We start from the raw sequence: 22895 nt of genomic DNA, 5'->3' as shown, positions 1-22895 counted from the left end.
TCAGATCTTCCGGCGGTACGCGCGCAGCGCCAGTGGCATGAACACCGCCACGAAGCCGACGCACCAGGCGAGGGTCCACCACACGTGCGAGCCGAGCGGAGTGCCGAGGAACAGCCCGCGTACCGAATCCACCAGGTGGGTCATCGGGTTGACGTCCACGAAGGCCCGCATCCAGCCGGGCAGGGTGTCGGCGGCGACGAACACGTTGGACGCGAAGCTCAGCGGCATGATCAGCGCGAACATCAGGCCCTGCACGGCCCCGGGGGTGCGTACCTTCATCGACACGTAGACCGGTAGCCAGCTCAGGCAGAGCGCGAACAGCACCGCGAGCAGGCAGCCGGCGATCGCCCGGAACGGGTCGGTCTCGATCCGGAAGCCCATCAGGTAGCCGATCGCGAGGGTCGAGACCGTGACGATCACGTACCGGACGACGTCACCCAGTACCGCGCCGACCAGCGGTGCGGAGCGGGGGATCGGCAGCGACCGGAAGCGGTCGAAGATGCCCTTGGCGATGTCGGTGTTGAGGTTGACGCCGATCGCGATGGCACCCGTCGCGATGGTCTGCGCCAGGATGCCGGGCAGCAGGAACTGCAGGTAGTCGTGGGTGGAGCCGGCGACCGCGCCCCCGAAGACGTACACGAAGATGACGAGGAACAGCACCGGTTGCAGCGTGACGTCGATCAGGGCCTCGGGGGTACGCCAGGTCTTGATGAGACTGCGCTTGGCGAGTGCCAACGAGTGTCGTACGAGCCGGAACGGTCGTGGGTTCGGGGCGGCCGTCGACAGGGCGGGGCTCGCCGTGGGTGGTGCGCCGACCAGGGTGCTCATGCCGCGACCTCCGTGCGGTGGGTGGTGTCGTCCTCGGATGCCGTACGCCCGGTGAGGGTGAAGAACACCTCGTCGAGGCTCGGCAGGTGCAGGGAGAGTTCGGTGACCGCGATGCCGACGGCGGCGAACCGCGCGACGCTCTCGGTCAGCGCCCGGTCGTCGGTGACCGGTACCGCGAGCACGCCCTTGCGGATCTCGTCGGCCTGCGCGCCGGAGCCGACCTCGGACAGGATCGCCGCGATCCGGGGCAGGTCCGCGAGATCGGACGGCCGGACCTCCAGGGTCTGCCCGCCGACCACCCGCTTGAGCCCCTCGGGGGTGTCGTGCGCGATGACCCGCCCGTGGTCGATCACCGTGATCGAGTCGGCGAGCGCGTCGGCCTCCTCCAGGTACTGGGTGGTGAGCAGCACCGTCGAGCCGTTTGTGACGAGCGACCGGACCACTTCCCACATGTCCTCGCGCTTGGCCGGGTCGAGGCCGGTCGTCGGCTCGTCCAGGAAGATCACATCCGGTGATCCGACGAGGCTGGCGGCCAGGTCCAGCCGCCGGCGCATGCCGCCGGAGTACGTCTTCGCCGGCCGGCCGGCGGCCTCGGTCAGGTCGAACCAGTCGAGCAGTTCGGCGGCCCGCCTCCGGGCGCCGACGCGGCCCAGCTCCAGCAGCGTCCCGAACAGTTCCAGGTTCTGCCGTCCGGTCAGGTCCTCGTCGACCGAGGCGTACTGGCCGGTGAGGCCGATGCTCTGGCGGACCCGCTCGGCGTCGCGGACGACGTCGAAACCGCCGATCCGGGCGGTGCCGGAGTCCGGGGTGAGGAGCGTGGAGAGGATGCGTACGGCGGTGGTCTTTCCGGCGCCGTTGGGTCCGAGGACCCCGAGCACCGTCCCCCGGGGTACGGCGAGGTCGACGCCCTGTAGCGCCCTCGTCTTCCCGAAGTGCTTGACGAGGCCCTCGGCCTCGATCACCAGGTCAGCTGTCATGTCCCACAGCCTGCGCCGGTCTCCTGACACCGCGCCGACACGGCACCGACACCGCCACCGACACGGCCGGGTGGGCGGGCCGGTGGACCCATAACGCGGGGAGTACGACCCAGAGGGGATGACCCGCAACATCCACGTATATCAATATGATGACCGCTATCTCGATCAGGTGCGCTCACGAGGCGTGCCGTACCGATGCGGAGGAATGCATGGTTCGCTGGCGCACCCTCACCGGCCTGTTGGCCACCGCGCTGGCCGCGGTGACCGCGGGCAGCCTCACGCTCACGGCTCCGGCCGCCGCCGACAGCCCGATCACCCCGAACGTCGTCGGCGGCACCCGCGCCGCCCAGGGCGAGTTCCCGTTCATGGTGCGTCTCTCGATGGGCTGCGGCGGGGCGCTGTACAGCCCCCGGCTGGTGCTCACCGCGGCGCACTGCGTGGGCTCGACCGGCACCAACACCAGCATCACCGCGACCCTCGGCGAGGTCGACCTCCAGTCGTCCAGCCGGATCACCGTCCGGTCGAACTACGTCTACCGCGCCCCCGGCTACAACGGCAGTGGCCGGGACTGGGCGTTGATCCGGCTGGCCACCCCCGTCACCGGGTTGAGCACCCTGCCGATCGCCACCACGACCGCCTACGACAGCGGCACCTTCACCGTCGCCGGCTGGGGTGCCGCCCGCGAGGGTGGCGCCCAGCAGCGCTACCTGCTCAAGGCGACCGTGCCGTTCGTCAGCGACTCGACCTGCAACTCCTACTACGGCGGCGACATCATCGCCGCCCAGGAGATCTGCGCCGGGTACGCCAGCGGCGGCGTCGACACCTGCCAGGGTGACTCCGGTGGCCCGATGTTCCGCCGCGACGCCAACAACGCCTGGATCCAGGTCGGCATCGTCAGCTGGGGCAACGGCTGCGCCCGACCCAACTACCCGGGCGTCTACACCCAGGTGAGCTACTTCGCCTCGACGATCGCCTCGGCAGCCGCGAGCCTCGGCGGCTGACCCGCACGGCCCAGCGGGCGGTCCGGACGACGCTGTCCGGGCCGCCCGAGGGTCGTCAGCCGGGAAAGCGCAACGCGTCGTCGCGGAGCACCGCATGGGCGCCGACGGTCTCGTTGACGATCTGCGTCACCCGTACGTCGACCGCGACGCTTGCCAGCGCGGCGGCGTCCGCGCGGCTGACACCGTGTGACCGTTGCAGCAGGGTGAGCATCGAGTTCAGGGCCATGAACGTGGCGTCGTCGAGGGACGCGCCGACGCCGAGCGTCAACCAGGCGTCCGGGGTACGGGCCACCGGGCCGGTGATCGGGAAGTCGTCCCGGACGTCGAAGGTCAGCGTCACCTCCTCCATCGGGCACTCGATCGCGGTGCCGCCGATTTCCCCGTCGCCCTGCGCGGCGTGCCCGTCCCCGACCGAGAACAGCGCGCCGTCGACCGGGATCGGCAGCAGCAGGGTGCTGCCGGCCGTCAGGTCCTTGCAGTCCAGGTTGCCGCCGTGCGGTCGGGGCGGGGTCGTCGAGTGCCGCCCCGGCTCGGCCGGCGGCATACCGAGCACCCCCATGAACGGGCGCAGCGCGATCGTGTGGCCGTGCTGGTTGCGGCCGGTCATCGCCACCGGGTCCAGCTCCCAGGAGTGCACCACCTGGTCGTGCTCGACGCCGTAGCGCTCGTTGAAGCCGCTCGGCCAGCCACCGGCCACGGTGGTGCCCCAGGTGCCCGGGGTGATCGCGTCGACGCGTACCTCAAGGGTCTGGCCGGCGCGGGCGCCGCGCACCGCGACCGGGCCGATCAGCGCGTGCCCGTGGTCCGGCTGGCGCTGCGGAACCCGGGGGCGGTCGCCGTTGTACCCACCGGGGTACGGGCCGGCCGACCACCAGCAGTCCAGGGTGCGGTAGATGACGGTGTCGCCGGGGTCGATTGTCAGCACCGGCGGAAAGTCGACGGAGAAGTGGCCGTGCAGGGTGTCGTCGCCAGGGGTGAGGGTGTGTCGCATCTGGGCAGGCTATGCCCCGGCGTCCAGGACGTCCCGCAGTCGGGTGGCGAACTCCTCGGGCTTGCCGGCGTAACCGAACTCGCCGCCGAGGAACCCGCCGTGGTGGCTGGGGAACACCACGGGCTCCTGGCCGAGCAACGCCGCGGTGCCCAGGGCCGTACGCGCGGTGTATGTCCCCGCCGACTCCTCGCCGACCGCGATCACGATCCGGGTCGGGGCCGCGGTGAGCACTGTGGCGTCGGGCCGGTAGTCGGTGATCGCCCACGAGTTCTTCGACAGCAGCGGATCGTCGCGGGTGCCGTCGTCGTCGGCCGGCATGCCGAACATCGCCGGGTCGGGGGTGGGCTGGGCGAAGTAGGCGTCGGTGAACTCGCCCTGCCAGGACGTCATCGCGATGAACGAGGCCATCCCCGCGCCGCGGCCCTTCGCCTGGTACGCCTCGTAGAAGCCGGCCCGGGCGCGTTCGGCGGCCGTGGCGTCGGGCAGGACGGCGTTGATCGGCGGTTCGTGTGCCACAAGCGTGGCGACGTCCTCGGGGTGGGTGGCGACCAGTTCGAGGGCGGTCACCGCGCCGCCGCTGCTGGCGAACACGTCGACCGGCCCGACGCCGAGCGCCTCGATCAGCGCGTGCAGGTCGGCCGCCTGCTGCTGCGGCGTGTGGTCGGACCGGCCGTCCGTGCGGACGCTGCGACCCAGGCCGCGCGGGTCGTAGGTGACGACTGTGCGGTCCGTGAAGTGCGGGGCGAGCGCTCCGAAACCGTCCGCCGTCATCGGCTGGCCGATCATGAGCAACGTACGGTGGCCGCCGGAAGGAGGCAGCGGGCCGCGGACGTCGTGGACGAGCTCGACGCCGGGGATGGAGAGGGTGTGCGTCCGGATGTCCGTCATGTCGGTGAGCCTACGACCGGCGGGGCCGGTTCCGGGTGCGACGAGGATCGCCCGCGAGTCGGCCCGTCGTGCCTGTCACCCGCCCCGACGACGCGGCGGCGGCTGGCGGAGCGTCCCGTCGATGATGTGCGGCATCCGCCGGGCCACCCCCGCGAGGAGGTCCGCGACCTGCACGCGCGGATCGTCGCGGGAGTCCACAGTCACCAGTCCGGCCAGGGGCGACACCCCGTCGGGCAACACCCCGGTCGGGTCGGCGTCCGCCACCGAGGCACCTCCGGTGGCCAGCACCCGCTGGAGACGGGTCAACCGGTCGGCCGTCAGGGCGCTCTGCTCGTCGTGCGTCACCAGCACCTGCCGCCGGCCGTCACTCCACGACAGGACCGTCTCCGCCAGCGCCGGCAACAACGGCTCCAGCGGCGGAGGGACCGACCGGTCGTCCCCGTCGAGCCGGGCCACCAGGGCCCGCACGCGACAGGGGTCGAGCCCGTCGAGGACGGCGTCCGCCGCCACGCCGAGCCGGTGCCGCCGCAGCGCGTCCCGGGCCTGGAAGAACCATTGCACCGTCCGGTCGACCGGCAACCGCCGCTTCATCCGGACGAGATCGACGAACGCCGACAGGAAGGCGGCCCAGTCGCTCCCGGCCGAGCGTCCGGCCTCGTACAGGGCGAGGGAGGCGGGATGGTGGTCGCGGGCCAGGCGGGTGCCGGCCGCGTACGACGGCTCGGTCAGCAGGAAGTCGACGATGCGGGTGACGAGGAAGAACTCCTTGTCGATCAGGTGGACGTGCGCGCGACCGGCCAACGCCGCGAGGAACCATTCCAGGGCCTCGTCCGCGCCCGAGCGGCGCAGGAAGTGCCCGGACTTGAACTCGTGCGGCGAGAACCGGAACCCGGACCGCAGCGCGGTGATGAGCGCGACGGCCTCGTCGACGACCAGGTCGACACTCGCGTGCGTGATCACCGGGGCGGTCGAGTGCAGCAGATTGGTGCCCGAGAACCCCGACTCGTCGCAGGCGATCTCCACGACGGCGCCGACCACCGCGCCCGTCGGCGGCAGCCCGCCCTGAAGTGGCGACCTCACACCCGAGCTCCCGCCATGCCGACCATGGTCGCCCGCGTACCGACACCGGACAACCCGATTGTGTACGGCGGGGCGCGGGGCGACCGACCGGGCCGGCCAGGGATCAGCGCAACCGACGGATGTCGCCGTACGCCCGGTAGAACCCACCCCGGCCGGACTCGCGGACCTCGGTCACCAGGTAGCGGGCGCCCGGCTCCCGGATGCCCTTGGGGAACTGCACCGACCAGTCGCGCCGGTACCCGTCGGACACCACCTGCACCCGCAGTCGCCCCCGATCGTCCAGGCACTGCACCACGACGCCGGCGCCGGAGTCGCCGGTCACCTCGACGATCGTCGGCTGCACGGTGCGCGGCGCCTCGCGGGGCGCCTTGATGTCGCGCACCTGCGGCACGTCGCCGACCTGGGCCGCCCGGATCGCCGGCTCACTGGCGTCGACGCAGGCCAGGTGACCGCCGGTGGTCACCACGTAGAGCCGACCGTCGTGATACTGCATCGAGTACGCCGAGCCGCAGCCGGTGCCGAGCTTCCACAGGCGGTTACCGGCCGCGTCGAAGCAGTAGATCGAGGACTGGCTGTCGCCGGCGAAGACGTACTCCCCGCCCTGGGCCGTCGCGCAGGAGAAGACCGGGGCGTCGCACCGGTAGCTGCGCTCAACGCGACCGTCCTTGGCCAGGCGTACCACCTCACGGGTGCCCGTCCCGGCGAACACGCTGCCGCGCTCCTGCCAACCGAACAGCACCGAACCGGTCCTGGTGTGCCACAGCTCGCGGCCGGTGCGCCAGTCGAAGCCGGTCACGCCCTGGGAGTGGCCGTGGTAGAGCGCGTCGGCGTCGCAGCGAACCATCCAGGCCGAGCGGCCCCGCCCGGGACGACGCCAGAGGAACTCGTCCTCGTGGTCGATGGCGGCGATCCCGCCGTCGGCGTCCGAGACGCCGAGGACGCCGTCGTGGATGTCGAGCCAGTAGATGTCGATCTCGGGGGCGATCGCGTAGGCGACCCGGGGCACCTTGCCGGAGAGGTCGTAGACGTTGCCGTCGTCGCAGCCGGCGTAGACCCAGGAGTCGTCGGCGACTATGCACTTCACCCCGTCGGGCAGGCGGACCTGGCCGCGCACCTGGGCGTCGTGCCCGAGGGTGGTGATCACCCCGTGCTCGTTGCCGACCATGCAGTGCTCGTCGTCGACGAAGATGCCGAAGGCGGGCGCACCGGAGTCGTACCGCCAGAGCACGGGCGCGGTGTGCGCCGTGGAACGGGTGCTGACGATCTGCCGCCGCGAGACGCTGCGTTTCTGCCGGACGCCGGGGACCGCCGGGGCGTACCCCTTGCGGACCTTCTCTCCGATCTTCTTCGCCGCGGCCGCGCGGGCGCGGGCGTTGTCCGGGTAGGCGTTCGCCTTGACCTGCCCCTGGTCGCCGATCCGGCCGTAGCGCACGGTCAGCGTGGCGTCGTCGACGACGACCTCGTAGAACTTGTGGGCACCGTCCACTTCGGACAGTTCGAGGTAGGTCGTCTCCTGGGACATGGGGGCCTCCGAGGGGGGTCAGCTACCGGCCCGACGTGGCCGGCGCGGCGACAGTGCCCACACGCTAACCGCGACCCCCGACAAGATCCGGCGCGCGGGCCGCACCGGCGCGCGGCCGACCCGAGGGGTCGGCCGCGCACCCGGGGAGTGGATCAGTCGACGACCGGAGGTGCCGTCCTCGCCGCCTCGGCGAGCGCCGCCGCGGCGGTGGCGTACGGGTTGTGGCTGTAGGTGCGTGCCAGGCCGGCCGGGACCGTGAAGTACTCGGCGGAGAGCTTCGCCGGGTCGCTTGCCAGCTCGCCCCGGGCCGGCACGTCGTTGCCGTCGTCCCAACCCCACGGCGCGTTCGCCGAGTTGGTCGAGCAGCTCCAGGTGCCGACGCCGCAGTCGCCGGAGGTGTCACCGGCGAACGTGCCGAGCCCGGCGAAGAGGCTCGCGTTGGCGCGCTGCGCCCACAGGCCGCCGGTGGCGAAGATGTCGATCAGCTGGTACCGCACGTCCCGGTCGTTGCCGTCGCTCGGCGTCTCGGCGACCGTCGACGGGTAGTAGACGACGCCGTCACCGTTGATGGCGTACTGCGGGTAGGCCTTCAGGCCGTGGCCCTGCGCCTCCTGCGCGGTCACCGGATGCGGGAACGTGTCGTGCGGCGACGCCTGGAACTGCAGGGTGCCGTCGACACTCTCCCGACCGCTGGTCCACGTGCTGCCGGCCGGCGTGTACGAGAAGAAGTCGCTGTGCGCGACGGTGACCGCCGCGCGCAGGACCCCGTACGTGGAGCCGTCGCGCTCGATCGCGAACAGGACGCCCTCGCCGTCGTTCTCGTGCTCGGTCTCGAAGAACGGGTGGTCGGTCCAGTCCCGGGGGTGGAAGAACAGGTACGTGATGTACCAGTGGCTGCTCGTCTCGACGACGGAGTAGTAGGCGTGTGCGGCCAGCGAGGTGCCGCTCTGCCCGGCCCGGTCCCAGTTGTCGCGACCGTCCAGGTTGCCGTCGAAGTCGACCCGGGTGATGTAGTCGGACCGGCCGCCCAGCGCGTGCGTACCGGTGGCGTCGACGTCCTGGTGGTGGATGGGCGCCCAACGCAGGGCGAGGTCCGCCCGGCTGACCGCCGCCACGGCGGGCGTCGGCGCCGCGAGCGGGGCGGCCACCAACACGGCCGCGGCACCCGCCGCGGTCAGTGCCCTCGCCACCCGGGATCGCCGGAGGGTGCTGCGGTGATCGAGCATGGTGTTCTCCCGTGTCCGAACCGATTGATCGAGACGAATCATTATCGGCCCGGACGCCCGCCGCGTGTCCGTCCGGCGAAGAGAAGGCGGACGGTCCCCGACGGGGTCGTGCCGCCCTTGTATCGATGAATGTCGACTGCCATGCTGTGGTTCGGTCGTGCTCGGGAGCCAGCGCGCACCGCGTCCTCTCCGGCCCACGGGACGTACGAGGTGGCCACGCCACCCGTGCCGGGCAGTCCTCGTCGGTGGCCGGACACCCGCGTGCGGCACCGGCAGCCAGCTCGGTCACCCGGTGCCCGGTAACCACCGGAGGTACCGATGCTCCGCATGTTCCTCGCTGTCACCACCCTGGCGCTGGCCGCCTGGACACCGACGAGCAGCGCCACCGAGGCGACGCCCACGCCCACCCCGTCGGTCACGCCGACGCCGACGCCGACGATCGCCTGCCCGCCGGCACTGCCGATCACCGCCAACCTGACCGGGGTGACCGCCACGAGCCTGACCATCTCGTACTCGATCTTCTTCCGGCCGCCCTGCGGCTACGACACCCCGATGACCGTCCACCTCTACACCAGCCGGGACGACGCCATGAAGTGGCTGAACCCGGTGGCGGAGGCGGTGTCCGGGCCGGAGCGGAACGGGACCGTGACCGTCGACCGGCTGACGCCGGACACGGAGTACTGGTACCGGTTCAGCGACGTCGAGGGCCGCCGCGACCCGTACGTCATCGGTGGGCCGGCCCGCACCCTCGCCCAGTCGTCCTGCCGGGCGACGGCCACCATCGACGCCCGCTGGGGGAACGGCTTCGTCGCCACGGCCACCGTCCGCAACACCGGAACGGAGCCGATCGACGCGTGGCGGGTCTCCTGGCGCTGGTCCGGGGACGAGCGCGTCCAGACGGTCTGGGGCGGTGTGGCCGAGACGGCCGGCGCCGACGTCACCGTGCGCAACGCCCCGTACAACGGGATGCTGGCACCCGGCGCCGCCACGACGTTCGGGCTGCTCGTGTCGACAAGCGCGGTGCCCGACGGGCTCACGTTGACCTGCTGACGGGTGAACGACGCCGCCCCGCTCCCGCCGTCGTGGCGCGAGCGGGTCGGCGGCACACCGGTCAGGGCTTGCGGGCCACCGCGCCGTACGCGTCGATCCCCTCCGCGTCGGCCTCGTCGGGGCGCCACAGCGGGATCGGCACCAGACCGGGCTCGACCATCGTCAACCCCGAGAAGCAGCTCGCGAGGTCCTGCGGGCTGCGCAGGACGTACGGCACACCACCGCTCTGCGCCAGCCGTTCGGCGCCGGAGACCACCGCCGGACTGGTGTTGGTGCCGTCCCACAGCACCAGGTGACTGCCCGACGGCATCGCGTCCATCGTCCGCCCGACGATCGAGCGCACCACGTCCAGATCCGGCTCGTAGCCCATCACGCCCATGTACATCACGGCGATCGGCTGGTCGAAGTCGAGAGTCTGCGCCGCCTCGGCGAGGATCTTCTCCGGGTCGTGGTAGTCGGCGGGCACGTAGGTGGTGACACCCTCGGACGTCGCGCTGGACAGCAGCGCCCGGGCGTGCACGAGGACCATCGGGTCGTTGTCGACGTAGACGATCCGCGCGTCGGGCGTGATCCCCTGGGCGACCGCGTGCGTGTTCTGCATGGTGGGCAGGCCGGTGCCGATGTCCAGGAACTGCCGGATGCCGGCCTCGGCGGCCAGGTAGCGCACGGCCCGCACGAGAAACACGCGGGACTGCTGCGCCATGAGGACGATCTCCGGGTAGACCTCGGCCACGGCGTCGCCGGCCGCCCGGTCGGACTGGAAGTTGTCCTTGCCGCCCATCCAGTAGTTCCAGATCCGCGCCGCGTGCGGCACGTCGGGCTGAAGCTTCGCGGCGAGTTCGGCATCCGGGCCGGCCATGCCAGGCTCCTATCGAGGGGTTCGACGAACGGACCTACAACAGACCGGGATCGTACCCCCGCGCCGTCCACTGTCGAGCCCTGCCCGAGCCGCCGCGAGAGGCGCTACGGTCGGGTGGTCACGGTTGTCGATCCCCGCAGGAGTGACCGCATGCCGCTCTCCCCGTCCCGGGTCTTCTCGCAGTTGACGACCGCCGAACGACCGGCGCAGACAAGCGTGGTGATGCGGCGTGCGGTGGTGCTCGGCGGCAGCATCGCCGGCCTGATGGCCGCGCGGGTGTTGAGCGACCACGCCGAGGAGGTGCTGATCGTCGAGCGTGACCCGTCCGACGTCGGTGGCGGCCCGCGCCCCGGCGTTCCCCAGGGCAGCCAGGTGCACGCCCTGCTGCCCGCCGGCCAGGTGCAGTTGGAGCGCTGGTTTCCCGGCTTCGCCGAGGAGGCCCTCGCGCTCGGCGCGCCGCAGCCGCCGAGCGACGGCGGCGCCCGGGCGAAGATCTTCGTGAACGGCGAGCTGGGCCTGCCCCCGGCGCCGTCCGGCGCCGGTCCGGCGCTGATCACCACGCGGCCGTTCCTGGAGGCGCTGGTACGCCGGCGGACCCTCGCCGTCGACAACATCACGATGGTGTACGGGCGTGCCGACGGCCTGGTCTTCGCCGACGGACGTGTCACCGGCGCCCGGTACGTGCCCGAGGGCGGCGCCGAGCCGGTCGTCGAGTCAGCCGACTTGGTGGTCGACGCGATGGGGCGGTCCAGCCGGCTGAGCGACTGGCTTGCCGACAATGGCTGGCCCCGGCCGCCGATGCGGCGGATGCCGATCAAACTGAACTACGCGACGGCGCTGTTCAGACGCGACGAGACGGTCAGCGACGCCTGGGTGGCGGTCTACCACACCATGGCCGGCAAGGGCCGTACCGCGCGCATCGGCGGCATCAACTCGGTCGAGGGGGACCGTTGGATCATGTTGGTGGCCGGTTACGACGAGGACCGGCCCAGCCGCGACGTCGCCGACTTCGTCACCCGCTGCCGCGAGCACTATCCGCAGATGTTCGGCGACATCGCCGAGCGGGGGGAGATGCTCGGCGACGTGGTCACGTACCACCAGGCCGACAGCCGACGACGGGACTTCGACAAGCTCGACCGGCTGCCCGCCGGGCTGGTCGCGGCCGGCGACGCCGTCGCGTCGTTCAACCCGGTGTACGGCCAGGGCATGACCTCCGCGACGCTGCACGCCTCCTGCCTGTCCGCGTACCTGCGGTCCGGCCCGAGACCGCACGAGCAGCCGGCGCGGGCGTACTTCGAGCAGGTACGGGTGATCGTCGACGCCGCCTGGCAGATCTCCACGTCGGCCGACATCGAGCTGCCGCACGTCGACGGGCCGTACCCGCCGGGTTACCGGGTCACCAAGTGGTTCGGTGACCTGCTGTTCCGTACGTCACTGACCGATCCGGTGCTGAACGACCGGCTGGGTCGGGTCACCACCATGCTGGAGCATCCGGCGACCCTGAGCCGCCCCGGCACCCTGCTGCGGGCGCTGCGACTCGGTCTGCTCCGGCCGCGCCCGGCAGCGCCGGCCACCGTCAGGGCTCCTCGGTGAGAGGCCGCCGGGCGATCCCCAGCAGGTGCGTGTCCGGCCAGTCCAGCGGCCGACCGTCGGTGTCGGTAAGTGTCGCCACCGGGGCGATCCGGTTGTCGATCACCCAGTCGTTCCGCAGCGGCGCGGACGCCGGGTCGACCTCGAATCCGGCCTCCGCCAGCAGGTCCAGCCACTCGTCGAAGCTGAGGCCGCAGAACTGCTCCCGCGTCTCGGACAGCCAGTTGTCGACGTAGTCCTTGCGGGTCAGGTAGTCCATCGCCGAGCCGAGTTCGAGCCGGACGCTGCCCTCGTCGACAACCTCGTACTCGAAGGGGAACGCGAAGTCGACAGCGAACTGGGCCAGCCGCGCCCGTGTCGACAACCCACCGACGTACCGCCTGACCTCGCCTTCGGAGAGTTCGGCGAGGTCGTGACGCGGGGCCGGGGGGTTGGCGCCGTCCTCGGTGGCCAGGCGCAGGAGCACCGGGCGTCGCCGCTCGGCCGGTCCGCACACGTCGCTGTTGATCCAGACTCCGCCGGGCACGGTGTGGTCGTGGATGCGGCGGGCGAACTGCAACAGCGACTCACGCTGACGCCCGTACGACCAGATCTCGTGGGTCAGGGCGAAGGTGAGCGTGGTGTCCACGGAACGGTCGGCGAAGATCGCGCCGCCGAGGACGTTGCGCTGGTAGAAGTACACGTTGGCATTGCGGAAGACGCCCTGCGCCTTCTTGTGCACGCACTCCTGGTAGAGGTGCCGGGCGACCTCGACACCGATCAGGTCGCTCTCGTGCAGCGCGGCCTCCCGGTCGGCCAGCTCCAGCACGGAACCGGCGCCGCAGCCGATGTCGACGATGCGCCCGGGCTGCACGTGCCGACGTACGGCGGTCCACTTGCGCTCGGCGGCCTCGGTGAAGGCGTCCACGTACGTCCGGTAGTCCCGGGTGGCGGTGAGCCCGCCCTCGTCACCGACAAGCGGGTCGTTGACCACCGATCGGACCTGCTCGACCAGGCGGTAACGCTCGAAGACGTCGGTCGTCGCCGGGTGGGCCAGCGTGCGCCAGGTCGGGTCACCCCCGGCCAGGCGGAGCAGCACGTCCCAGGGGCGCTCGGGGACGACGTCGAGCTCGGCGTCGGCCTCGACCTGCGCGATCGGGAAACCGATCCGCTCGTAGAGCTTCGCGACGGCGGGCGTGGAGCAGGCCACGACGGTGTCGGCGGGGGTGAGGTCGAGGCCCGTGGCGACGGCGATGGTCTTGAGGGTCACCTCGGCGAAGGCGTCCGTGGGCGCGGTGTCGAAGACCGGGACGACGAGCGAACGCAGCCCGGTCAGCACGCTGAACCGCTCGATCGCGGCCTCCCGGCGGTGGTACGGCACCGGGTTGCGCCTGGTGTTGTCGTGGTTGGCGGAGGTCACCGCCCAGACGATCGTGGTGCCGTCGGAGCGGGCGAGCCGACCGAGGTAGTCCGCCTGGAAACGGGTCAGCAGATGGTGGCGGCCCGGGAAGAGCACGAACCGTGGCGGCAGGCCGATCGTGACCACCCCATGTGGTGCGGAGCCGATGTGGGACGCACGAGCATAGCGAGACGGCACCGCGCGTCACCTGAACGGGGGAGCACCCCGGGACCTCGTGCCCGGCATCATGGCGGAGTGCGGCGGCGAATCAGGCACATCCTCACGGACCTGCGGCACCGCCGGTTCATCGACCTGTACGCCACCACTGTCGTCGCGTTCGTCTTCGCGGCGTTGCTGCTGGTCGGCGCGGATCTGCCGGACAGCGTCCGGTGGTCGCTGCTCTTCGCCGGGTTGGGGTTCCTGCTGCTGCGGCTGGCGTTCGCCAACCACCGGGAGGACCGGTTCCTGGACCGCGGCGACTACGACCGGAACCCGATCACCGAGGACCTCCGCACGGCCCGCGATGTGTGGATCTTCGCGCCGGTCGGTTCGAACTTCCTCACCGAGGAGCGTTGTGACGTGCTGCGCCGGGGCCCGCTGGCGCGGCCCGACGGCACGGTCCGGGTCGTGGTGTTGCAGGAGTTCGATGCGGGTGACCCGATATCGGAGCAGCTCGACGCGCTGCTCGACTTCCCGGTGCAGCGGGCCGCCGACTCGCTGCGCGAGACCAGGGCGCGGCTGGCGTCGATGCGGCAGTGGACGGTGCAGGGCACCTTCGCCTGGGGTGAGATCGGATTCAATCCCGGGTTCAGCCTGGTCGCGGTGAATCCGCACGCCGCCGGCGGGTACGCGAACGTCGAGTTCCACGGCTTCCGCAACGACGCGATCCGCTCCCGCATGCACATCCACCTCACCCGCGACGACGGCCAGTGGTACACGTACTGGCTCGACCAGTTCGAGGAGATCTGGCGCTCGACGCTCGACGCCGACGGGTCGTGACGGTGGCCCGGCCCCACGTCGCGCCGGCCGCCGTGTTCACCGGGGCGGGCATCAGCGGTGACGATCCAGCCGCCCTGCCCCGCGGGTTCGGCCTGCGCGACGACGTGCTGGCGACGATGCACGAGGCGGCGCGCCGCCGGCTGGCCGGCCTGGTCACCGACGCGCAGCTGGAGGCCGTCCGCGCGGAGGCGTACAAGCTCGAGGTGGTCCTCGGCCGGCTCTGGGGCACGGTCGGGCCGGACGCTCTGGACTGCGTCTTCGCGCTGCGGGTGAGCGTGCCCAACGAGGCGCACATGCTGGCGGGGCTGCACCTGTTGCGCGGCGGCACACACGTCACTGTCAACTTCGACGTGGGGATCGAGCTCGCGTACGACCTGATCTGCGGCCGGGCGGACCTGCCCGCCGACGCGCCGCGCGACTATCACGACGCTCTCCCGGCCTGGCGGGCGCTCGCGCCGTCCGATCCGCCGGCGCTGCTCTCCGTCTCCAGCCACGAGGAGTTCGCCGCCTGGCTGCGCGCCGGCCGACCTCCCGCGCTGCTGAAGGTGCACGGCGGCCTGGACCGGCAGCAGAGCACGCTCGCCGACGTGGTCGTGGTGGACATCGAGGAACTCGCCCAGCTCACCGCCGAACGCGCGGCGGCGGTCGAAGGTCTCGGCTTCGCCGATCGTCTCCTCATCACCGGGTACTCCGGCGGCGACCCGGACGTGTACGGGCCGCTGCTGGCGGCGGGCGCACGTACGTCCACCACCTGGTGCTGCCTGAGCCTGCCCGCCGCCTCGACAGTCCCGGCCGACGCGCGCCGGCACGGCATCGACCTGGTGCAGGGGGTGCCGGACGGGCTGGCGGTCACCGCGCTGCGTGGGCTCCTCGGCGGGGTCCCGCCGCCGGTCTGGCCGTCGGTGCGCCTCGCGGGCGACGGCTACCGGGTGCGCTTCGCGAGGTGGAGGCGGCGACTGCGCGCGGCGCATCCGGACGAGCTGGTCGCGCAGTCCTGGGCGTGGCTGATCGCCGACATCGGCGACCTGGACGCGGCCGAGGCGATGCTCAGCGCCCTCCCCGAGGACGCGCCGGGCGCGCGGCTGCGGCACGCGGAGATCCTCTACAACCGGGCCCGCGGCGACGACCGGGTCCGAGCGGGCCGGATGTTCCGCGCGGTGGCGGCCGGCGCGGCGGACGCGGCGACCCGGCTGCACTGCCTGCTGCGGCTGGGCGACATCGCGCGGGGCCGGGCGGCGCGCGACGCCAGGGGCGTACGGATCGTGTCGGATCTGGTCGAGGCGTACGCGCGGCCGGCGCACGTCATCGTCGTCACCCGCAACGGTCGCCGTCAGCCGGAGGAGGCCGGCGACGCGTACCGCGCGCTCCAGCAGACGTCGTTGCGCCTGCTGGAGCGACTGGTGCTTGTCGCGCCACGGCCGACCTGGCCGGTCGTCGCCATCCTCTGTCGGGGCGCCGCGGTCCTGGGTGGACGGGCGGCACGCCTGGCCCGCAACGGCAACCGGCTCGCGCTGGTCCGGCAGCATCGGGGGTTGCTGCGGGCGCTGGCCGCCCTGCTGGGTGGCCGCCCCGGCCCGGTGGACGTCGGCAACGACATGCGCGCGCTACGCGCCACCTACCGGGCCGCCGACGACCTGCCCGGCGCCGCCGGTTGTGCGGTCACCCTCGCCGTGCTGGCCGGCGCCGACGGTGACCTTTCGGCAGCGCGCGCGCTGATCGCCGAAGCCCTTGGCGAGTACGCCGCCGGTCGACCCGACGGACGGCCCCTGTTCGCCGGGGAGGCGCTTGTCGACGTCGCGACCCGGCTGATCGACCGGCTCGACGGCGTCAGGCCATAACGGACGGTTGGTCTCGCGAGGAAAACTTAGTTACCGATAGGTATTGTTCGCCGTCCGAAGATCCAGACCAGCGCCGCTACTATGACGGCAGCCTTGCACAATTGATCAAGGTTGACGCGGAGGTTCCGGTGAGTCCCTACCTTCGGAACGAGATCGTCGAAGCAATCAGGCGCGGCGACGCGATCTTTATCGTCGGCGCCGGCGTCTCTCTGCTCGCCTCGGACGGTGCGGAGAGCGCCTCGTGGAAAGGGCTGATCCGGGCCGGTGTCGACCGTTCCGTCGATCTCGATCAATCCCTTTCCGGGCGGTGGCGGTCGAGCAAACTGAAGGCCCTGACGTCCACCGCCGACAGTGCCCAGATGATCAGTGTGGCGCAGGAGGTGGAACGCCACCTCAAGCAGATTCCCGGTAATCACTACGGCAAGTTTCTCGCCGAGACGGTCGGCAGCCTGCCGATGCTTCGCCGGGGCATCATCGACGTCCTGAAAGACTCCGGGGCGCCGGTCCTGACGACGAACTACGACAGCCTCCTGGAACAGGGCACCGGTCGGGACGCCGCCACCTGGCAGCGGATCTCCCATCTCCAGGACGAGATCAAGCAGCCGGGCCGATTCATCGTCCACCTGCACGGGCACTGGCGTGAGCCGGAGACGATCGTCTTCGGTTACGAAAGCTACGCCCGGGTCATCGGTGACTCGGAGTCGCAGGCGATGTTGCGCGCTCTGCTGGCCACCAAGGCGATCGTCTTCGTCGGTTTCGGCCAGGGCCTGGAGGACCCGAATTTCGCGGCCCTCACGACGTGGCTGACATCCACCCTCGGGTCGAGTGGCATCGCACCCGCTGTTCTGGTCAGAAACAAGGAACTCGCGTCCGCGCAGTCCCGATTCCGGGCGCTCGGCGTGAACGCTCTGGCCTACGGCGACGCGTACGACGATCTGGAGCTGTATCTGGCCGACATCGTGCGGGAGGCCAACGCGGTCCCGACACCGGGTATCAAGGAGTTCACCTGGGAGTCGCTGGCCCCCAAACTGATGCGACTTCACCGACGTATCGCGAGAAGTTTCGCGCCCGACTTCGTGGTGGCGATGTCGGGTCCGGGAAATTTCGCTCCGGCGTACTGCCTGGCGCACTCCAGTGAGGATCCACCGCTGCTGGCGGCGGTGACGTTTCCCCGCCGACCCGATCGCAGCCGGCACAATCTGGCGTTCGAGAAATTGGCGTCGAACGGCGGCTGGCTCCACCACGAGTCCGATAAGTGGGACGTGTTCCTTCCCAATGTGATCCGGGACTTCCCGGCGGGTTCGCGCGCCCTCATCTTCGACGACCGGGTCGTGGGCGGGAGGGTGCAGCACGCGATCGCGGAGCTGCTCAAGGGCTTCGGCTACGAGGTTCGGCGTGCCGCCCTGGTGGTCGATCCCCGACAGACATCCGCTGTGGACTTCTACGAGGAGGTAGTCGATGGAGACTTCGTCTTTCCCTGGGGTGGCAAGCACGGCAGGGGTGAGCCAGCTTCTTGAGCGGGCCGAGGCCGGCCTCGCCGCGATGCAGGAGGCACAGCGGGCGTACGACGACGCGATGTGGGACATCGAGGACCCCGCCTTCGCGAAGTTGCGCCACGTCCACATCCACCTGTCGGTCACGGTCGGAAAGATCGCCAAGCTCGTCGAGCCGGCGGACCACACGGACCACCGTGGCGAGGCGGTCGAGGTCGGCGAGCTGCGTGAGTCGCTGGCGTCCGCCGTCGCGGACCTGCTCATGCACTCGGCCCAGATCGCGAACCTCGTCGACGGCGACCTGGGGGAGTTCCTGCGGAACCGGTACCGGCAGAACGCCTCGCGCTTCGCGCCCGACTCGGACTTCGCCGCGCTGTAGGCGTCGCGCTCCGGGTCGTGTGCCGCACGGCCCGGGGCCTCGCGGTCCATCCGGCGCACGGCTCGCGGGCGGAAAAGCGTAATTCGATCTCCTCCTGACCGGTCGGCCCTGACCTGCGGAGATAACGCTCTCACGGATGGTGGGAGAACGCTTGACGCGCATGTGATCGAGCCGTAACGATGCATGCACATGGCTCGTCTCCACCGCCTGGCGTGATCGGCGCACGCCGTCCCCCGCACCGCGAAAGGACCTACCGTGCGCAGATCCCTGAGATCGTGGCTCGGTGCCGTGCTGAGCGCGATCCTCGTGATGGGCGGCGTCGTCGCCGCGCCCCCCACGGCCAGCGCCGCGCCGTTCACCGTGCTGGTGTTCAGCAAGACCGCCGGATTCCGGCACGGATCCATCACCCCGGGCATCGCCGCCATCCAGCAGCTCGGCGCCGCCAACGGGTTCACCGTCGAGGCCACCGAGGACGCCGCCCAGTTCACCGACGCCAACCTGGACCGGTTCGCCGCGGTGATCTGGCTGTCCACCACCGGCGACGTGCTCAACGCCGCCCAGCAGGCCGCGTTCGAGCGCTACATCACCGGCGGCGGCGGGTACGTGGGAGTGCACGCCGCCTCCGACACCGAGTACGACTGGCAGTGGTACGGCGGCCTCGTCGGCGCGTACTTCGCCTCGCACCCCGCCGAGCAGACCGCCACCGTGAAGGTCGCCGACCAGGTGCACCCGTCCACCAGGGCGCTGCCGCAGCGGTGGAGCCGGTTCGACGAGCTGTACAACTACCGCACCAACCCCCGGGGCAACGCGCACGTGCTGGCCACCCTCGACGAGAGCACCTACACCGGCGGCAGCATGGGAGCCGACCACCCCATCTCCTGGTGCCAGAACTACTCCGGCGGTCGAGCCTGGTACACGGGCCTCGGCCACACCGACGCGTCGTACACCGAGGCGGCCTTCCGTCAGCACCTGCTCGGCGGCATCATGACCGCGGCCGGCGCTGTCGACGCCGACTGTGGGCCGACCGTCACCAGCAGCTTCCAGCAGGTGGAGCTGGCCAGGGGGGCGGCCGAGACCGGCGAGCCGATGAGCCTCACCGTCCTGCCCGACCGGGGCGTGCTGCACACCTCCCGCAACGGCGTGATCCGGCACACCGACGCCGCCGGCAACACCAAGGTCGCCGCCACCCTGCCGGTCTACACAGGCGACGAGGAGGGCCTGCAGGGCATCAAGGCCGACCCGAACTTCGCCAGCAACCGCTGGGTGTACGCGTACTACGCGCCACCACTGAGCACCCCGGGCGGCGGCGCCCCGGCCACCGGCACCCCGGCCGACTTCGCCGTCTGGGACGGCGTCAACCGGCTGTCCCGGTTCACAGTGAACGCGGACAACACCATCAACCTGGCAAGCGAGACGCTGATCCTGAACGTGCCCACCAGCCGGGGCATGTGCTGCCACGTCGGCGGTGACATGGACTTCGACGCGGCCGGCAACCTGTACCTGTCCACCGGGGACGACACCAACCCGTTCGACTCGGCCGGCTTCACCCCGATCGACGAGCGGGCCGGACGAAACCCGGCGTTCGACGCGCAGCGCACCTCGGCGAACAGCAACGACCTGCGCGGCAAGGTGCTCCGGATCAAGCCGAGCGCGGCCGGCGGTTACACCATCCCGGCGGGCAACATGTTCGCCCCGGGCACCGCGCGGACCCGCCCGGAGGTCTACGCGATGGGCTTCCGCAACCCGTTCCGGATGAGCGTGGACAAGGCCACCGGCATCGTCTACCTCGGCGACTACGGCCCGGACGCGGGCACCGCCGACCCGAACCGGGGACCGGCGGGCAACGTCGAGTTCGCCCGGATCGACCGGCCCGGCTTCTACGGCTGGCCGTACTGCACCGCCCGCAACGACGCGTACAACGACTACACCTTCCCGTCCGGGCCGTCCGGGGCGAAGTTCAACTGCGCGGGCGGGCCGGTGAACAACTCGCCCAACAACACAGGCATCACCCAACTGCCGCCGGCCATCCCGGCGTGGCTGCCGTACGGCGGGTCCGGCTCCCCGCCGGAGTTCACCGGCGGTGGCCTGTCGCCGATGGGAGGGCCCGTCTACCGGTACGACCCGAACAACACCTCCCCCGTGGCGTTCCCCGAGTACTACGACGGGACCTACTTCGCCGGCGAGTTCGGCCGTCGCTGGATCAAGAACATCAAGCTCGACGCGTCCGGCCAACCGCTGAAGATCAACCCGTTCCCGTGGACCGGCACCCAGGTCATGGACATGGAGTTCGGCCCGGACGGTGCGCTCTACGTGCTCGACTACGGCACCGGCTGGTTCAACGGCGACGCCAACTCCGCGCTCTACCGCATCGAGTACGCCCGCGAGGGCAGAGCGCCCGTCGCGAAGGTGTCGGCCACCCCGACCAGCGGCACCGCACCGCTGACCGTGGCCTTCTCCTCGGCCGGCACGCTCGACCCGGACGGCGACCCGTTCACCTACGCCTGGGACTTCGACAACAACGGCACCACCGACTCGACCGCGGCGAACCCGAGCTTCACGTACACCACAAACGGAACCCGCAGCCCGACACTGACGGTCCGGGACACCACAGGCAAGACGGCCACCGCGAGCGTGGTCGTCACGGTCGGCAACAGTGCCCCGGTGGTCACCGTGAACACCCCGCTGAACGGGCAGACCTTCAGCTTCGGGGACGCGGTGCCGTTCTCCGTCACCGTCACCGACGCCCAGGACGGCGCGGTGAACTGCGCCCGGGTCAAGGTGAACTACGTCCTCGGGCACGACTCGCACGGGCACCAGCTTGGCAGCGCGCAGGGCTGCACCGGGGTCATCCAGACCTCGGCCGACGGTGAGCACGACACGGCCGCGAACATCTTCGGCATCATCGACGCCGAGTACACCGACCTGGGCGGCGGTGGCCAGCCGCCACTGACCACGCACACCCAGGCCGTGCTGCAACCACGGGTACGCCAGGCCGAGCACTTCGGTGACTCGTCAGGCGTCCAGATCGTCGCCGGGGCCGCCGGGCACGGCGGGGCCGCGGTCGGCTACATCGACAACAACGACTGGATCTCGTTCCGGCCGTACAACCTGACAGGCGTCCAGTCGTTCAGCGCCCGGGTGGGCGCGCCGGCCGGCGGTGGCGGCACCCTGGAGCTGCGGGTCGACTCACCCACCGGGCCGCTTGTCGGCTCGGCCACCGTCGTACCCACCGGCGGGTACGCGAACTTCGCCACGGTCACCGGCGGGGTCACCGCCCCGACCGGCACCCGGACCCTGTTCCTGGTCTTCAAGGGCGCCGGCCCGTGGTTCGACGTCGACGAGTTCACCCTCTCCGGCAGCCCCGGCGGCCCGGGACCGGATCCCAACCCGCCGGGCGCGAACCTGGCCCAGGGCAAGCCCGCCCGAGCGTCCAGTTTTGAGGGCGCCTTCGTCGCGGCCAACGCGTTCGACGGGGCGGTGGGCACCCGGTGGGGCAGCTCGTTCAGCGACCCGCAGTGGATCGACGTGGACCTGGGCGCCACGTACGCCATCAACCGGGTGAAGCTGACCTGGGAGGCGGCGTACGGCAGCGGGTACCAGATCCAGACCTCGACCGACGGGGTCACCTTCACCACGATCCGGACGGTGACCGGCGGCGACGGCGGCGTGGACGACCTGACCGGGCTGACCGGCTCCGGCCGGTACGTCCGGCTGCTCGGCACCACCCGGGGCACCGCGTGGGGCTACTCGCTGTTCGAGTTCGAGGTGTACGGCGGCACCGGCACCCCGACCGGCGGCAACCTGCTGCTCAACAAACCGACAGTGACGTCCAGCAACGAGGGGGCCGACGTGACCGGCGCCCAGGCCGTCGACGGCAGCCTCACCACCCGCTGGTCGAGCACCTTCTCCGACCCGCAGTGGATCCGCGTCGACCTCGGCAGCCCCACCGCGATCGGTCGGGTCAAGCTGAGCTGGGAGGCGGCGTACAGCAGCGCGTACCAGATCCAGACCTCGAACGACGGCACCACCTGGACCACCGTGAAGACGGTGACCGGGGCCGACGGTGGGGTGGACGAGCACACCGCGCTCGGGGCCAACGGCCGCTACCTGCGGATCTACGGCACGGCCCGGGGCACCGGATACGGTCACTCGCTCTGGGAGTTGGAGGCGTACGGCAGCTGACCCGGCACCGGTGACGGGACCGGCACGGAGTCTTCCGTGCCGGTCCCCGCCGTCACCGATCGTGCCGGCCTGGGCAGTGACGAGCGCTACCCGCGTGACCCGCCGGTTCAGTCGTCGGCGACGGCCACCGGTTCCGAGCCGATGCAACGCACCTTCAGCTCGTGCTCGCCGGCCGACCCCGCGAAGGTGACCTCGACGTCGTCGTCCGGGCCACGGTCGACGTCCCGGACCCGGTAGCCCTGCGCGGGCGCCCAGGAGACGAGGCGTACGCCGCCTGCGCCGCACTCGGCCACCGCCGTGCCGCCGTCGGTGGCGAACACCCGGCGGACCCCGGAGCTGGTGCTGGGCGCGACGGTCCCGCTGGACGCGCCGGGCGATGTGCCGCCCGTGGCCCCGGTCGTCACCGGTTCGGGCGAGGCGAGCGCCCGTTCGATCTCCGCCTCGCCGCGCACCCCGCCCGGGGTGCCGGTGATGCTCTCGCCCACCAGCCGGATGGCGCCCAGCCCGATCAGGGTGGCCACGGCGGCGGTGGCCACCCAGCCGGCGGCGATGAGGATCGAACGACGGCCCATCCCCTGACTATCCCCGATCCACTGTTGTCGCCGGCACATCCG

18 protein-coding genes are annotated in these 22895 nt (G+C 71.3%); 8 read left to right on the top strand and 10 right to left on the bottom strand.

What is annotated here, in order from left to right; genetic code table 11:
* Positions 1-828 (bottom strand): ABC transporter permease, encoded by an 828-nt coding sequence (locus FHG89_RS24020; RefSeq protein WP_139586671.1) that lies wholly within the window; start codon positions 826-828, stop codon positions 1-3.
* Entirely contained in the window at positions 825-1805 is a 981-nt protein-coding gene (locus FHG89_RS24015; protein ID WP_139586670.1) for an ATP-binding cassette domain-containing protein, read from the bottom strand. The genes FHG89_RS24020 and FHG89_RS24015 overlap by 4 nt, the downstream gene beginning before the upstream one ends.
* 209 nt (positions 1806-2014) lie before the next feature.
* Here FHG89_RS24015 and FHG89_RS24010 point away from each other — a divergent pair, with 209 nt between their 5' ends.
* Positions 2015-2806 (top strand): S1 family peptidase, encoded by a 792-nt coding sequence (locus FHG89_RS24010; protein WP_139586669.1) that lies wholly within the window; start codon positions 2015-2017, stop codon positions 2804-2806.
* A 55-nt stretch (positions 2807-2861) separates the two neighbouring features.
* Here the strand turns inward: FHG89_RS24010 and FHG89_RS24005 are convergent, their stop codons facing one another.
* From FHG89_RS24005 to FHG89_RS23985, 5 genes are all read right to left on the bottom strand, one after another.
* A complete protein-coding gene (locus FHG89_RS24005) occupies positions 2862-3797 on the bottom strand; it encodes an acetamidase/formamidase family protein (protein ID WP_139586668.1) in 936 nt (311 codons plus the stop codon).
* A gap of 9 nt (positions 3798-3806) precedes the next feature.
* Entirely contained in the window at positions 3807-4685 is an 879-nt protein-coding gene (locus FHG89_RS24000) for an alpha/beta fold hydrolase (RefSeq protein ID WP_208761081.1), read from the bottom strand.
* Positions 4686-4760: 75 nt separating this feature from the next.
* A complete protein-coding gene (locus FHG89_RS23995) occupies positions 4761-5765 on the bottom strand; it encodes a hypothetical protein (protein ID WP_139586667.1) in 1005 nt (334 codons plus the stop codon).
* A gap of 103 nt (positions 5766-5868) precedes the next feature.
* A complete protein-coding gene (locus tag FHG89_RS23990) occupies positions 5869-7287 on the bottom strand; it encodes a WGR domain-containing protein (protein ID WP_139586666.1) in 1419 nt (472 codons plus the stop codon).
* Between the two features lie 152 nt (positions 7288-7439).
* Positions 7440-8513, bottom strand: a complete 1074-nt coding sequence (locus FHG89_RS23985) for a hypothetical protein (RefSeq protein ID WP_139586665.1) — start codon at positions 8511-8513, stop codon at positions 7440-7442.
* Positions 8514-8831: 318 nt separating this feature from the next.
* Here FHG89_RS23985 and FHG89_RS23980 point away from each other — a divergent pair, with 318 nt between their 5' ends.
* A complete protein-coding gene (locus FHG89_RS23980; RefSeq protein ID WP_139586664.1) occupies positions 8832-9563 on the top strand; it encodes a cellulose binding domain-containing protein in 732 nt (243 codons plus the stop codon).
* A gap of 61 nt (positions 9564-9624) precedes the next feature.
* On the opposite strand, the gene FHG89_RS23975 is transcribed toward FHG89_RS23980, so the two are convergent.
* Positions 9625-10422 (bottom strand): SAM-dependent methyltransferase, encoded by a 798-nt coding sequence (locus FHG89_RS23975; RefSeq protein ID WP_139586663.1) that lies wholly within the window; start codon positions 10420-10422, stop codon positions 9625-9627.
* A gap of 150 nt (positions 10423-10572) precedes the next feature.
* Between FHG89_RS23975 and FHG89_RS23970 the strand changes: the two genes are divergently transcribed.
* Entirely contained in the window at positions 10573-12015 is a 1443-nt protein-coding gene (locus FHG89_RS23970; RefSeq protein WP_139586662.1) for an FAD-dependent oxidoreductase, read from the top strand.
* On the opposite strand, the gene FHG89_RS23965 is transcribed toward FHG89_RS23970, so the two are convergent.
* Entirely contained in the window at positions 11999-13537 is a 1539-nt protein-coding gene (locus FHG89_RS23965; protein ID WP_244295763.1) for a class I SAM-dependent methyltransferase, read from the bottom strand. The genes FHG89_RS23970 and FHG89_RS23965 overlap by 17 nt on opposite strands.
* 108 nt (positions 13538-13645) lie before the next feature.
* Here FHG89_RS23965 and FHG89_RS23960 point away from each other — a divergent pair, with 108 nt between their 5' ends.
* From FHG89_RS23960 to FHG89_RS23940, 5 genes are all read left to right on the top strand, one after another.
* The gene (locus FHG89_RS23960; RefSeq protein ID WP_139586661.1) at positions 13646-14389 is read left to right on the top strand and encodes a hypothetical protein; all 744 of its coding nucleotides are present in this window, start codon (positions 13646-13648) and stop codon (positions 14387-14389) included.
* Positions 14390-14391: 2 nt separating this feature from the next.
* Positions 14392-16227, top strand: a complete 1836-nt coding sequence (locus FHG89_RS23955; RefSeq protein WP_139586660.1) for a hypothetical protein — start codon at positions 14392-14394, stop codon at positions 16225-16227.
* Between the two features lie 101 nt (positions 16228-16328).
* Positions 16329-17744 (top strand): SIR2 family protein, encoded by a 1416-nt coding sequence (locus FHG89_RS23950; RefSeq protein ID WP_139586659.1) that lies wholly within the window; start codon positions 16329-16331, stop codon positions 17742-17744.
* On the top strand, positions 17728-18099 hold the full coding sequence (locus tag FHG89_RS23945; RefSeq protein ID WP_139586658.1) for a hypothetical protein: 372 nt from the start codon (positions 17728-17730) through the stop codon (positions 18097-18099). Before FHG89_RS23950 ends, FHG89_RS23945 begins: the two co-directional genes overlap by 17 nt.
* A gap of 255 nt (positions 18100-18354) precedes the next feature.
* Positions 18355-22281 carry a ThuA domain-containing protein gene (locus tag FHG89_RS23940; protein WP_208761080.1) on the top strand — a complete coding sequence of 1309 codons (3927 nt, stop codon included), beginning with the start codon at positions 18355-18357 and terminating at the stop codon, positions 22279-22281.
* Positions 22282-22388: 107 nt separating this feature from the next.
* Here the strand turns inward: FHG89_RS23940 and FHG89_RS23935 are convergent, their stop codons facing one another.
* Positions 22389-22853 (bottom strand): septum formation initiator, encoded by a 465-nt coding sequence (locus FHG89_RS23935; protein WP_139586657.1) that lies wholly within the window; start codon positions 22851-22853, stop codon positions 22389-22391.
* Between the last annotated feature and the right edge of the window lie 42 nt (positions 22854-22895).

Source organism: Micromonospora orduensis (assembly GCF_006228125.1).
GTDB lineage: Bacteria > Actinomycetota > Actinomycetes > Mycobacteriales > Micromonosporaceae > Micromonospora > Micromonospora orduensis.
The sequence above is the reverse complement of the archived record's forward strand: the minus strand, read 5'-3'. Positions and strand labels throughout refer to the sequence as shown.

What these genes read in the sequence shown, in the direction of transcription:
- FHG89_RS24020 (WP_139586671.1), bottom strand. Translation starts at nt 828, where the DNA reads ATGAGCACCCTGGTCGGCGCACCACCCACGGCGAGCCCCGCCCTGTCG.
- FHG89_RS24015 (WP_139586670.1), bottom strand. Translation starts at nt 1,805, where the DNA reads ATGACAGCTGACCTGGTGATCGAGGCCGAGGGCCTCGTCAAGCACTTC.
- FHG89_RS24010 (WP_139586669.1), top strand. Translation starts at nt 2,015, where the DNA reads ATGGTTCGCTGGCGCACCCTCACCGGCCTGTTGGCCACCGCGCTGGCC.
- FHG89_RS24005 (WP_139586668.1), bottom strand. Translation starts at nt 3,797, where the DNA reads ATGCGACACACCCTCACCCCTGGCGACGACACCCTGCACGGCCACTTC.
- FHG89_RS24000 (WP_208761081.1), bottom strand. Translation starts at nt 4,685, where the DNA reads ATGACGGACATCCGGACGCACACCCTCTCCATCCCCGGCGTCGAGCTC.
- FHG89_RS23990 (WP_139586666.1), bottom strand. Translation starts at nt 7,287, where the DNA reads ATGTCCCAGGAGACGACCTACCTCGAACTGTCCGAAGTGGACGGTGCC.
- FHG89_RS23985 (WP_139586665.1), bottom strand. Translation starts at nt 8,513, where the DNA reads ATGCTCGATCACCGCAGCACCCTCCGGCGATCCCGGGTGGCGAGGGCA.
- FHG89_RS23980 (WP_139586664.1), top strand. Translation starts at nt 8,832, where the DNA reads ATGCTCCGCATGTTCCTCGCTGTCACCACCCTGGCGCTGGCCGCCTGG.
- FHG89_RS23975 (WP_139586663.1), bottom strand. Translation starts at nt 10,422, where the DNA reads ATGGCCGGCCCGGATGCCGAACTCGCCGCGAAGCTTCAGCCCGACGTG.
- FHG89_RS23970 (WP_139586662.1), top strand. Translation starts at nt 10,573, where the DNA reads ATGCCGCTCTCCCCGTCCCGGGTCTTCTCGCAGTTGACGACCGCCGAA.
- FHG89_RS23935 (WP_139586657.1), bottom strand. Translation starts at nt 22,853, where the DNA reads ATGGGCCGTCGTTCGATCCTCATCGCCGCCGGCTGGGTGGCCACCGCC.